The organism is Psychrobacter nivimaris (assembly GCF_009812035.1).
Lineage (GTDB): Bacteria > Pseudomonadota > Gammaproteobacteria > Pseudomonadales > Moraxellaceae > Psychrobacter > Psychrobacter nivimaris.
On sequence record NZ_VZIZ01000029.1, the window covers coordinates 62,786 to 75,096 of the forward strand.

Annotated in this window: 9 protein-coding genes and 1 pseudogene; 3 read left to right on the forward strand and 7 right to left on the reverse strand. The window is 42.9% G+C overall.

Annotated features, from left to right (window positions below; all coding sequences use genetic code 11):
- Positions 1-13: 13 nt before the first annotated feature.
- Entirely contained in the window at positions 14-736 is a 723-nt protein-coding gene (locus FQV37_RS11120) for a Bax inhibitor-1/YccA family protein (protein ID WP_057759239.1), read from the reverse strand.
- A 319-nt stretch (positions 737-1,055) separates the two neighbouring features.
- Here FQV37_RS11120 and FQV37_RS11125 point away from each other — a divergent pair, with 319 nt between their 5' ends.
- Both FQV37_RS11125 and FQV37_RS11130 read left to right on the forward strand, forming a co-directional pair.
- Positions 1,056-2,060, forward strand: coding sequence for an NAD(+) kinase (locus FQV37_RS11125; RefSeq protein WP_167514319.1), 1,005 nt, complete (start codon positions 1,056-1,058; stop codon positions 2,058-2,060).
- Positions 2,061-2,115: 55 nt separating this feature from the next.
- Positions 2,116-2,427: a YeaC family protein gene (locus FQV37_RS11130; RefSeq protein ID WP_057759241.1), complete on the forward strand. Its 312-nt coding sequence runs from the start codon at positions 2,116-2,118 to the stop codon at positions 2,425-2,427.
- Positions 2,428-2,558: 131 nt separating this feature from the next.
- On the opposite strand, the gene FQV37_RS11135 is transcribed toward FQV37_RS11130, so the two are convergent.
- The 5 genes and pseudogenes from FQV37_RS11135 to FQV37_RS11155 all read right to left on the reverse strand — a co-directional run bounded on the left by FQV37_RS11135 (position 2,559) and on the right by FQV37_RS11155 (position 9,930).
- On the reverse strand, positions 2,559-2,933 hold the full coding sequence (locus tag FQV37_RS11135; RefSeq protein WP_057759243.1) for a HopJ type III effector protein: 375 nt from the start codon (positions 2,931-2,933) through the stop codon (positions 2,559-2,561).
- 179 nt (positions 2,934-3,112) lie between these two features.
- A pseudogene (gene csrA / locus FQV37_RS11140) lies at positions 3,113-3,280 on the reverse strand (carbon storage regulator CsrA); the annotation flags it as partial.
- Between the two features lie 430 nt (positions 3,281-3,710).
- The gene (locus FQV37_RS11145; protein ID WP_057759246.1) at positions 3,711-4,997 is read right to left on the reverse strand and encodes an aspartate kinase; all 1,287 of its coding nucleotides are present in this window, start codon (positions 4,995-4,997) and stop codon (positions 3,711-3,713) included.
- Positions 4,998-5,354: 357 nt separating this feature from the next.
- Complete coding sequence (gene alaS / locus FQV37_RS11150) at positions 5,355-8,027, reverse strand: alanine--tRNA ligase (RefSeq protein ID WP_160023022.1); 2,673 nt, start codon at positions 8,025-8,027, stop codon at positions 5,355-5,357.
- 154 nt (positions 8,028-8,181) lie between these two features.
- Positions 8,182-9,930 carry a DUF389 domain-containing protein gene (locus FQV37_RS11155; RefSeq protein ID WP_160023024.1) on the reverse strand — a complete coding sequence of 583 codons (1,749 nt, stop codon included), beginning with the start codon at positions 9,928-9,930 and terminating at the stop codon, positions 8,182-8,184.
- A 276-nt stretch (positions 9,931-10,206) separates the two neighbouring features.
- Here FQV37_RS11155 and FQV37_RS11160 point away from each other — a divergent pair, with 276 nt between their 5' ends.
- Positions 10,207-10,419, forward strand: coding sequence for a hypothetical protein (locus FQV37_RS11160; protein ID WP_160023026.1), 213 nt, complete (start codon positions 10,207-10,209; stop codon positions 10,417-10,419).
- A gap of 151 nt (positions 10,420-10,570) precedes the next feature.
- Here FQV37_RS11160 and FQV37_RS11165 read toward each other — a convergent pair whose 3' ends face one another.
- Positions 10,571-11,974, reverse strand: coding sequence for a L,D-transpeptidase family protein (locus FQV37_RS11165; RefSeq protein WP_193834241.1), 1,404 nt, complete (start codon positions 11,972-11,974; stop codon positions 10,571-10,573).
- Positions 11,975-12,311 lie beyond the last annotated feature (337 nt).

Sequence of the window (12,311 nt, forward strand, 5' to 3'; positions counted from 1 at the left end):
GTTACTCTTACAATTAGTCTTGTAGATAGCTTAGCAGACGCATAAATTCGATATACATCCAGACGAGGGTTGCAAGAATACCAATACTGAACAACCATTCGTAATCTTCAGAAACACCCATCGCAACACCGCGATCAATATTATCGAAATCTAATAGCAAGGTGAAAGAAGCGATAACGATGACAAATAAGCTAAAGCCAATAGCGATAGCGCCACCTTCAAATAGGAACGGCAATGATGAACCAAACGCTAGAGAAAGTACCCACTGTGCTACATAAACAAGCATAATGGCAATAACCGCTGAGGTCACGATAGAGCGGAACTTTTCAGTAACCTTAACTAAACCTGAACGATATAGACCAAGCATAACCGCAGCTGTGACGAAAGTTGCGCACATCGCCGTGACTGGTACTGTTGGATACATTCTCATGAAAAATAATGAGATACCGCCCAAAAAGATACCTTCTAGCAATGCATAAGGCACTGCCAACGTCTTGGCTTTTTGTGGCTTAAAAGTGATAAAAAGGGCAAGAACAAACGCAGCAATCATGCTACCAAAGGCTGCCATCGTAATAAAACCTTGCGATAAACCTGCCATAAGCGCATAAAAGAAAAAGCCCACACCAGTAATAGCTGATAAACCAAGTAACAAGCTGGTCTTTTGAATTACGCCCTTGACCGTCATTGGATTACCGCCGATCGCAAGTTCTGCGCGACTGACAATAGGATTGGCCATACATAAGTCCTTAATAATAAAATATAAAAATAGTGATGTTAGTTACTTTAGCAAAACCGCCATTATTGTCAACTGTGTTTGCGTGACAACTGCTGCGGTGCAACCTTAGACTGCTCATTGGCTAGCGCATCGGGCTACTGTATCGCTCAATACGCTAATTGAAAAACTGAACAGAAAGATCTGACTAAGTAAAACATTCGATAGCTTTTATATGGGGTCAGTTACGACAGTTAACAACGATAATTCATAAACATGCTAGTCTAAGCGCGCATTTATCGCTATCATTACCTTGTACTTTACCGTTATACCGAGTCGTTTTATGGAAAACTCAGCGCAGTCAGCAAGATTGCCACACTTACATGAATCAGAGCTATTCCACGCTATTAAAAACCCCGCCTTTAGGCGTATTGGTCTAATGGGCCGTGCTGGTAAACGTAGTGTCACTCGAAGCTTGGTACAGATTGCCCAAACCGTCAATGATATGAATTTGACTTTGATAATGGATGTACAAACAGCCAATTTACCAACGCTTGACCTCACAGATATAGAAAGAGTCAAAATCGTCAAACGTGGTTTGATTGGTGAGATTTGTGATTTGGTTATTGTTGTTGGCGGTGATGGTTCGATATTACATGCCGCTGAGGCGCTAGCACGCTACCGTGTACCTGTATTAGGGGTTAACCGTGGTCGTCTAGGATTTTTAGCAGACGTAAAACCTGATGAAGCTGCCTTCAAGTTACGCCAAGTATTGATGGGAGACTATCAACTGGACCATCGGTTTTTATTGACGATGGAGATACGAGAAGGTCGCAAAATTATCCATGAAGACATGGCCCTGAACGACATCGTACTGCATGCTGGTAAATCCGTACATATGATTGATTTTCAGATGAAAATTGATGGACATGACGTTTATAGACAGCATAGTGATGGCTTAATAGCGGCAACACCGACTGGCTCTACCGCTTACGCCTTATCAGGCGGCGGTCCAATCATTCATCCGAGTATGGATGCTATTTGTCTGGTGCCGATGCATCCCCATACGTTATCTAGCAGACCGATTGTGGTCAGCGGTAATAGTGAGGTCTGTATTCGTATCCACGAAGACAATCGTACTCAGCCAATGGTGAGTGCGGACGGTAAGCCAAGCGTGCCACTTGAGCAAGAGCAGCGCCTCCATATTCGTAAGCATCCGGATAAGCTTACCTTGCTGCACCCACCTGGGTTTGACTTTTATGAGGCCTGCCGTACAAAGCTGCACTGGAACGTACATGCCGAAGAATTCAGTCTTGATGTCGATGATGATATTATAGACGATGAATAAGCGTATCTATTAGACCCAAATATGATGCAAAAAATGGTAGTGGAGAGTAGGCAAGATGGATAAACAAACAATACTAGCAAGTCTAACGCCCGAAGTGGTTGATAAATTTCGTATGGCGATTGAGCTAGGTAAATGGCCTGACGGTCGTAAGATTACCGCTGAGCAGCGCGAGACTTGTATGCAAGCAGTGATGGTATGGGAGCATGAGCACCTACCGCCAGCCGAGCGTACAGGTTATATTCATAAACCCGTAAAAGACGATGGCTCTGTCGTTGGTGCTGAATGTGATGTCGAGCATGAGCATCACTATCCTAATATGCCAAATCCTAAAGGTGCGGTACAGCCTGTTAAGTTTCGTGATAAATAGATCTACAAATAAGTAAGTCTATAATGGTTGTTATAAAAACAACTACCATAAAAAAGCCACGCTATATAGCGTGGCTTTTTTTACTTTACCAATAATTAAATCATCAGAAATAGCTTAATCATCATAAGTGATTAAATAGCAGTCGTATCGACACTAGGACGAACCGTTAGCGGGTTCTTTTGCATCAAAAATCCTTGCCAGCCCCAATGTAAAAAATTACGGATATTGGCATGATCGGTACCGTTAGGCGTTGCTTGAACCTTGGCATAATGTTCGCCAAATAGTTTAAGCGTGTCCAATTGGTTCAAGCCATGGTGCTTAGCAAAACCAAAAATCTTTGCGCTACCTTCGTTCTCACCGGCTGCATTATGTACCATCCCATTTACAAAAGGGGCAGGTGCATAGCGATAAAAATCATCGATAAAGCTGATGACATCATTGAATCCAATGGCTTTTTTGTTCAAACCATTAAGTAATGCCGATACATCTGATTGGCGGATACTCATAAATAAATGACCTCAGAGCAGATTAAAAAAACAATATAATATTTATGTGTGCTCAATGATGATAGTAGCCGTTGAGCGTTCAGCATTATAATTTAGCTAGCTTAGCGATTAAAGTAATCTTCATCATCAAACGAAGGCGAAAAGTTGCCTTGCTCAAGATGCTGCATTTGCGACTGTACAGAACGCTCATGCTGAATACGTTGATAAATCTCTTCGCGGTGTACTGCAATATCTTTAGGTGCGTTTACACCGATACGTACTTGATTGCCTTTGACGCCTAGAACCGTCACACTTACTTCGTCGCCAATCATTAGCGTTTCGCCCACGCGGCGTGTCAAAATTAACATGCGTCACACTCCTTATGTCGCATCAACAAATTATTACTCATCAGATTACTTCTCAATTGCAGAACATCACCGCAGCACCAAACACGCAATATAACCATTATCACGATGCCAGATATCGTGCCAATAGCGGTAATGATAGGTAGATTCATTTAGCCCAAATGAAAGCCCCATTATAGGCGGCATAACAGATACTGTCACGGTTTTTCACAAAACTATTAGGTAAATGCTCATTTCAACTATGCTAAAAAATAAAAATAGGACCTAAAAAGATCCTATTTTATTTAAGTACTGTTTTTATTTAGATACTATTAATTCAAACGCTATTAATTTAAATGCTGTTTATCTACATACTATATAAAGTATAAATTCATTAATAGCGGTTAATAGATAACCATTAAAGCTAATGCTATATTTTAACAGTTTTTATGTCTTATAGCCCAGCGATTTTGCTTTCACCGTCTTCACGATCTAGGCCAAATGCCGTGTGCAATGACTTAACGGCTTTTTCTAAGTGTTGATCCTGAATTAGGACCGACACTTTGATTTCGCTGGTTGAAATCATTTGGATATTGATGTTGTTTTCAGCCAGTGTTTGGAACATAAGACTAGCGACACCTGCGTGTGAACGCATGCCAACACCAACCAATGACACTTTGACGACTTCACTGTTGCCCAATATTTCTTTGGCACCAATTTCATCTTTCACTTCTTCGTTAAGCACTTTTAGCGTCTTATCTAAATCAGTGCGGTTGACCGTGAAAGTAAAATCAGTAGTACCGTTATCCGAAAGATTTTGTACAATCATATCGATTTCGATATTGGCACGACCAATTGGGCTTAAGATAGCAGAGGCGATACCAGGATGGTCAGGCACGCCGCGTACCAAGATTTTTGCTTCGTCTCTGTTGAACGCGATACCTGAGATGATTGCCTGTTCCATATTGTCTCCTTCGTCTATCGTAATTAGGGTACCCACGTTGTCTTGAAATTCTTGGTCAAAGCTACCGTCTGTGTTTTCATCAAAGCTAGAAAGTACACGCAGCGGCACGCCGTATTTACCAGCGAATTCTACTGAGCGAATCTGTAGAATCTTAGAGCCAAGACTGGCCATTTCGAGCATTTCTTCAAATGTAATTTTTTCAAGCTTTTTGGCTTTTGAGGTTACACGAGGGTCAGTGGTATAAACACCATCGACATCGGTATAAATTTGACACTCGTCAGCGCCCAAGGCCGCGGCAATCGCCACACCTGTGGTATCAGAACCGCCGCGTCCTAATGTGGTCGCGTTACCTTCTTCGTCGATACCTTGGAAACCTGCCACAATAACGATATTGCCAGCATCTAATTGCTCACGTATGTTTTTATCATCGATGCTTTCGATACGGGCTTTGTTATGGGCATTGTCGGTTTTAATCGCGACTTGGCGACCAGTCATTGAACGCGCACCAATACCAAGCTCTTTAATCGCCATAGCGAGTAGCGAGATAGAAACCTGTTCACCTGTTGAGACCATTTGATCGTATTCGCGAGGATCAGGCTGTGTGCTAATTTGGCGAGCTAGATCAATCAAACGGTTGGTTTCGCCGCTCATGGCTGAGACCACGACGACCACTTGATGACCATTGTCATGCCAGCGTTTGACTCGTTTGGCGACGTTTTTGATGCGGTCGATACTGCCCATCGAGGTGCCGCCGTATTTCTGTACTATTAACGCCATAAAAATCTACCTATTTATTCAATAATGACTTTTTATTGTCATTGATGAGAGTCAATGTGATACTCGCCAATGCTTGTATAAATAAAGCCAGATGATAAGAGTTATGCCTTTAGGTTTTTCATTCTTCTAATGGTATCTATCAACCTTATGGAATGAACAATATGCCCAAACGTTGACCTTTATACCATATCTACCGCATAACTTTAAGCCTCAGGAGCGCTTAGATGTATGGCGATTGGTTATAGTAGTTATAACCAATCATGTATTTTATGCGTAGTAGAGTAAAGCTATGCGATAAATATAAGGTACATTGTGATGCGTTATACCAATATATTCACTAGCTTAATATTCGCTAGTTTAGCTAAGCTGGGTTTCAATCCAAGCAGGTAGAGCGCTGATAATCGATGTACTGTTGCTAGACTTCGGTGCGCCTCCTTGTGCGTAGTCAGGCTTACCTCCACCTTTACCACCAAGCTCACCTGCCAAATGACGAATAATATCACCAGCTTTCACTTTAGCAGTGATAGATTTTGCGACGCTCGCTGCGAGTGCTAACTGGTCATCTTTATCACCAATCAATACAATCACACTATCAGGCAGTTTTGATTTGATATCGTCCATCAGTGTACGGATAGATTTACCATCGATACCACTTAAGGTGCTGATAAGAACTGGCGTACCTGCGATCGTTTGTACATCATCAAGCAAATTGGCTGCTTGAGCGCTGGCGATTTTTTGTTGCAAACGTTCTAGTTGTTTTTCTAGGTCACGCTGCTTATCAGCCATCGTACGGACACGCTGCGCCACTTCAGGACGTTTTACTTTCAGCTGACTTGCCAATTCGCTCAGTTGTTGCTCGCTTTGCTGAATGTTTTTGACCGCATTCATGCCAGTGACAGCTTCAACTCGGCGGATACCAGCCGCAATACCAGACTCACTGGTGATTTTTAGCACACCGATATCGCCCGTACGCTGTACATGTAAGCCACCACATAGCTCGATAGAGAAAGGCTTGCGCTGACCATCAACGATACGGTCTGTACCCATGGTTAGGACTCGAACGTCACTGCCATACTTTTCACCAAACAGTGCCATAGCGCCTTGGTTCATCGCTTCGTCAATCGACATGTGCTCGATACGGGCAGGGGTATTGGCTTGAATTTGCTCATTAACGAGACGTTCGACACGCATGATTTCAGCGGCGCTAACAGGCTTATCATAAGCAAAGTCAAAACGTAGCACTTCGCTTGAGACTAGTGAGCCTTTTTGCGTGACTGCGTCACCCAATACTTCTCTTAGCGCTGCATGCAATAGGTGAGTGGCTGAGTGGTTTTTGGCGCTGGCTGCACGAATGCTGGACAGTACTTGCGCTTCAGCAGTCTGCTTAGTACTGATATCACCCATGGTCACGACACCATAATGGATAATCGCCTGACCAGATTTTTTGGTATCTTGTACTTCAAAGACGCCAGATGCTGTACGAATTTCACCAAGCTCACCAACTTGACCACCACCTTCGGCATAAAATGGGGTGCGATCTAATACCACAACGCCTTCCATGCCTTCTGTTAAGCTGTCTGCTGGGTTGCCGTCTTGATAAAGCGCGTCAATAGTCACGCCGTCTTCTTCAAGCTGCTCATAGCCGATAAATGTCGTTGGTGTTTCTACTTGGATGACACTGCTGTAATCGACGTCAAACTTGCCAGCATCACGCGCACGCTCACGTTGTGCCTGCATATGCTCATCAAATTCCGCTTCATCAATAGCAATACCACGCTCACGAGTGATATCGGCGGTCAAATCAAGTGGGAAACCATAGGTATCATAAAGCTTAAATGCCGCTTCACCAGATAGCGTATCGCCATCTTGCAAGCCTTCAAGTTCGCTGGCAAGTAAACGTAAGCCTTGTGCCAGTGTTTTAGCAAACTGTGCTTCTTCTTTTTGAATGGCGTTTTCGATGACGCTCTGCTTGTCTTTTAGCTCAGGATAGGCACTGCCCATTTCAGCCACAAGCGGCGCAACCATTTTATAGAAGAATTCGCTATCAGCACCAAGTTTGTTGCCATGACGTACTGCGCGACGAATGACACGGCGCAATACATAGCCACGACCTTCGTTACTTGGCGTGACACCATCAGCAATCAAAAATGCTACAGCACGAATATGGTCGGCGATGACTTTTAATGATGATTGTTGCTCATTATTGATTTCTAAGATGTCAGCCGCTGCGTCCATCAAATGGACAAACAAGTCGATCTCATAGTTGCCATGAACGCCTTGCATGATGGCACTAATACGCTCAAGCCCCATGCCTGTATCGACGCTAGGTGCAGGGAGTGGTAATAGCGTGCCGTCTTTTTGACGATTGAACTGCATGAATACGCAGTTCCAAATCTCAATATAGCGATCGCCGTCTTCTTCTGGGGTACCTGGCAAGCCGCCTTCGATGTCGGCGCCATGGTCATAAAAGACTTCGGTACAAGGACCACAAGGACCAGTATCACCCATTGTCCAAAAGTTATCAGAAGCGTAAGGAGCACCCTTGTTATCACCAATACGAATGATGCGCTCACTTGGAATGCCGATATTTTTATTCCAAATCTCAAAGGCTTCGTCGTCAGTTTCATAGATAGTGACATAAAGACGATTTTTATCAATCGCTAACCACTTCTCCGAGGTCAAAAACTCCCAAATGTACTCGATGCCTGCTTGCTTGAAATAATCACCAAACGAGAAATTACCAAGCATTTCAAAGAAAGTATGATGACGTGCGGTATAGCCGACATTATCCAAATCATTATGTTTGCCGCCAGCACGTACGCACTTTTGCGAGGTTACCGCACGTGTATAGTCACGTGGTTCCATACCCAAAAAGGTTTCTTTAAATTGATTCATACCGGCATTGGTAAATAGCAATGTCGGATCATTGTGTGGAATCAAGCTAGACGATGAAACTTGGGTGTGCTGCTTGCTTATGAAAAAATCGATAAAGGCTTGGCGAATATCGGCTGAGCGAAATGGCTGGCTCACAGCGGCTCCTTACTGACGGATAGAATTGAGTAAATGACATAAAATAATTTTGCAAGCGATTTTAGCACAAACGCCCAAGCTCTTGGTACAAGAGTTATAACTACTAGGTTATTATACGTGTGCTAGTCATCGCCTAATTTATAGAGTATTAAGATTAATTGGTCAAAATTGCCGCATCCGTTTCATCCAATTTGTCTTGCGTCGTTGGATTGGACTCGATTACTTGCACAGGCAAATAACGTAGTTGGAGCTTAATTGGCAAGTACTCTGGGAAATTCTCTGCCATATCATTAGTAATGAGTGTCTCAATCTGGCGTACGTCATATGAGCTCGGCAAAGTCTCTCCACGTACGATTGCCCGCACTACTTGATTTTCTTCTGAGGTATCAAATTGCGTATTGGTTAATACATTGCCTTGATCGATAAAGTAGTTGTTGATGGTTTCTTTGACATTACTCTCAAACACTTGCTGCTTGGCATTGGTCTGTAGGTTGATGGTTAAGTAGGCACCTAAGCCACCAAGTAGTAATAAAGTCACGGCGTTACGCTGCAAAAAAGTCAAATAGGTATTGGATTTATAATCGTCATCGACCAAACGACGAAACCCTAAGACCCATAAGACAAGCGCATTGGTAAACTGGATAGCAAGAATGTTGGTCGCTGCCAATAATAGCGCACCAAGCCCAAGCTGCATCTCGCCATTAGCGAGCAAGATACCACTAGCAGCCAGTGGTGGCACCAAGGCTGTGGCAACCGCAACGCCAACAACCGCAACCGAGAGATGCGGAGATACCATCGCGTACGCGCCAGCTGTACCACCTGCTAAGGCAATCATTAAATCCATAGAGGTGGGCTGGGTACGTGATAGGATTTCTGCCGTTAGCGGTTGGTCTTTATGTAGCCAACCAACGATAAAGCCGACCAATACCACCAGCGAGACACCGATAATAACGGTAAAAAGCGACTTACGTAGCAGTGGCATACGGTGATCGATAATTGCTAGCGCTATACCCGTAATAGGGCCTAGCATCATCGCAACTAACATTGCTCCAATGACCACGGCTGCTGAATTGGTCACTAGGCCATAACTCGCAATGATGGCAGATAAGATGTTCATGATGAAGTACATCTTGCTAGGCAGCGCGTTCGCCTCGATTCTAACCCGTACTTCTGGGTAATCTACCTTTTGATTGCTGAACTGCTCGGCGACAAACTGCTTATAAGATTCAAGCTTGGCTTCTTTTTCCTCTTGAACCTCATCTTCGTCACTTTCATCTTGAGGTTTTTGAGCGTCGCTATCTTCTACATCGGTGTTTTTACTTTGGTTTTTATCTTCTGAGTCATTATTTTGATGGTCGTCATCGCGACTAGATTTGTTTTTTGTTTTTGGTTGATTGGCTGTTTTGTTATCTGATGACTGTGCTGCGATATTTGTGTCATCAGCAGGGTCATCAGCATAGTCGTCTTCTACTTCTACCGTTACTTCAGCATCACTATCATCTTGAGCACTTTTTTCTGTTGTTTCTGCCGTATCCGACTGGAAGAAATCGGACTTTTCTTTCGCTTCTATAGACTCTGATTCTGCAACCTCTGACGCTTCAGTATTTGATTGTGACTCAGGTTCTGTCGATTCCAATGTTGCCACGACCACATCGTCACTGATGGTTTCCATCGTTATCTCAGCGTCAGGTGGCTGCGCACACTCAGTGTCTACTTCGGAGTCTATTTCGTCATCTGTATCAGTCGATTGCTTGTGTTGATTGTCTTCGCTTTCATCATTGTCTACAGCATCATCAACTACTGGATCAATTAACGCGTCTTGATTGTGAGAAGCGTCAGTAATGGCTGATGAATCATTTTGATCCACTGAGTTAGGCGCAGTGTTTTTTTCAGATGAGGACATAGCAGATAGTGTTCTTAGTAGATAAAGAAAGTCATTATTGTAATGATAAATAGATAAAGATATAGGAGATTCTTGAAAGTTGTAAAAAAGAGTTGAGAGAAGATGGGGGTAAGAACTGATGTTTCTTATATTTAAGTCTAAAACCTTAATATTAGCATGGTTTTTATTCAAAAGTCATCTAATATAGATGCTACAAGGGTTCACGGTAAATACTTACTTTTTTTGTGGAATTAAGGTTAAATATATTATATCCACAATAAAGATAAGGAATAACTTATGAACTGGCCATTATTTTCTGTCATCTACTCAATGACAGCCACCGTGACTATCGGACTTTTTATGATCGGAGCTCTCATTACAGGGTTCAATGAGATATTTCATATTCAAATAGCAGTTGGATTGGGCGTTCTAGCTTCGATACCTGCAGGATTATTCTTTACCAAAAAAATTGGCAGTATTACTGGGAATGAGGAAGGCTATAAGACATAAAGGCGAACAGTAAAACATAAAGACAAGCAGTGTTATCGATGTAAAGTGGAACCACCTATCAACAAACAAAAAAGACCTCAATATTGAGGTCTTTTTTATCATTAAAAATATCTGCTAACTAGCATCGAAGCTAGATTCAATAAGGTTCTATTTATTGAAGTTCGACAACTGCGCCATTTTCGATATTGGCATAAACTTCTAACACATCCCAGTTGGTCAAACGAACACAACCTGCTGAGCCTTGACGACTGATACCTTCAGGTACTGGTGAGCCATGTAAACCGTAAGAAGGCTTAGATAATCCCATCCAAACGACACCGACTGGGTTGTTTGGTCCTGGTGCTATCATGTGAACTTTCTTTTGAGCGCCTTCACCAACGGTTGATTTATACCAAGGCATTTTCACTTTATTGATAATTTTGAATGTGCCTTTTGGAGACGGTGTGGCATCACTACCAACGGTCGTCGGATAAGTAGCAACCAATTTGTCACCATTATAGGCATACAATGTTTTATCGGCTTTGTTAGCGACTACGCGATTGATACGTTGATTCAGCTTGTCACGAGTATTTAGCACTGTGATAGTCTCGCCAACAGCATACTTTTTATTTTTGTTGAGTTTATCTAAGTAACGTACATCCATATGGAAACGTTCACCTAGCATCTCTTTAATATCTTGATAATAAAGACCTTTCATTTTTGACTTCGCTTCTGAGCCAGAAGGCGTGGTCGCAAAATTGGTATTGATATCGTCTGCGGTCAACGTATAAGTGACCAGTACAGGTTTATTCGCAGGGATGTTTTTAACCAATGCATCCCAAGTTTTTTGATCCATTTTACCAGTCGCTGGCAAGCCTTTCATCGTTTGGAAGTTAACAAGGGCTTTTTTGCTGTTCATACCCCAACCGCCATCGATAGGACCAGGAGAAGCATGGTTCCAATCGAGCAGCGCCTGCATTTTGATCGTCATCGCTGAGTTGACTTTCATATTAGGTGACCAGACAGCACCGTTCACTTGCTTAGCATAGTTCGATAAGTTCAGCGTTGTGTGCTTCTTACCATCTTTGTCTTCGATATTTTTGATGGTTGGATCGTCGCTAAAGTCTTGACGCTTCTCACTCTCTGGTAACTCAAAAGCGAGTGGATCAGACGAGTCGATAGATGATAGGTCGCTAGGCGCAGCGACGGCTTGACCTTCACTAATGTCATCATTGCGGTCAGCTTGCTCATCTTTACGCGTCAGTTCTGCTGCACTCATATTGTCAGCAGCTGGGGCTGGCACGTTTTGGTTGGCTTCTTGCTTGTTATTGATAAGCTGGTTCATGCTGTCGACTGGTTTCGCTTTCTCTGTATTTAACTGTACAGTAGCAGCGCCATCTGAGCGACTACGGTTCTCTTGCACATTAAGGCTAACCTTTTTGGCAAGACCCGGCATAGCGTCAGCCGTGCGTACTGGCAATGTGCGAGTACTATCGGCAGGTGCAGCAAGTGCGGCTACACTGGCACTTACAGCTGCGATAGATATGGCAGTAATAATTGGCTTTATTTTCATCATATTGAGTCACTTGTGGTTGCTACTAATGCGGCTATTATGCGCATAATTTGATTGCATCGCAAACTTTTGACACATCTTTTTGCATTTAAGACTTGCCAAACGTCAACTGCTGACGTATTCGCTACAGTTGGGTAATAATTTAACCAAGGTGTGTATGGCGTCGTGCTCGATTCTTACGCAAACTGTTCATTATTCGCACTATTTTTTGTGCAAGTAAAAATGACAGTTATTGGCGCTACTAGAGGTTTACGTCTATAATGTATGACTGAATTTTATTTAATATACCCCACTCTCAACTTCGAAAGTGATTGAAAAAAGAAGAGCACCTCACTAATCT

Coding starts and splice junctions, on each gene's coding strand:
- FQV37_RS11120 (WP_057759239.1), bottom strand. CDS start 736: ATGGCCAATCCTATTGTCAGTCGCGCAGAACTTGCGATCGGCGGTAAT.
- FQV37_RS11125 (WP_167514319.1), top strand. CDS start 1,056: ATGGAAAACTCAGCGCAGTCAGCAAGATTGCCACACTTACATGAATCA.
- FQV37_RS11130 (WP_057759241.1), top strand. CDS start 2,116: ATGGATAAACAAACAATACTAGCAAGTCTAACGCCCGAAGTGGTTGAT.
- FQV37_RS11165 (WP_193834241.1), bottom strand. CDS start 11,974: ATGATGAAAATAAAGCCAATTATTACTGCCATATCTATCGCAGCTGTA.
- FQV37_RS11145 (WP_057759246.1), bottom strand. CDS start 4,997: ATGGCGTTAATAGTACAGAAATACGGCGGCACCTCGATGGGCAGTATC.
- FQV37_RS11135 (WP_057759243.1), bottom strand. CDS start 2,933: ATGAGTATCCGCCAATCAGATGTATCGGCATTACTTAATGGTTTGAAC.
- FQV37_RS11155 (WP_160023024.1), bottom strand. CDS start 9,930: ATGTCCTCATCTGAAAAAAACACTGCGCCTAACTCAGTGGATCAAAAT.
- FQV37_RS11160 (WP_160023026.1), top strand. CDS start 10,207: ATGAACTGGCCATTATTTTCTGTCATCTACTCAATGACAGCCACCGTG.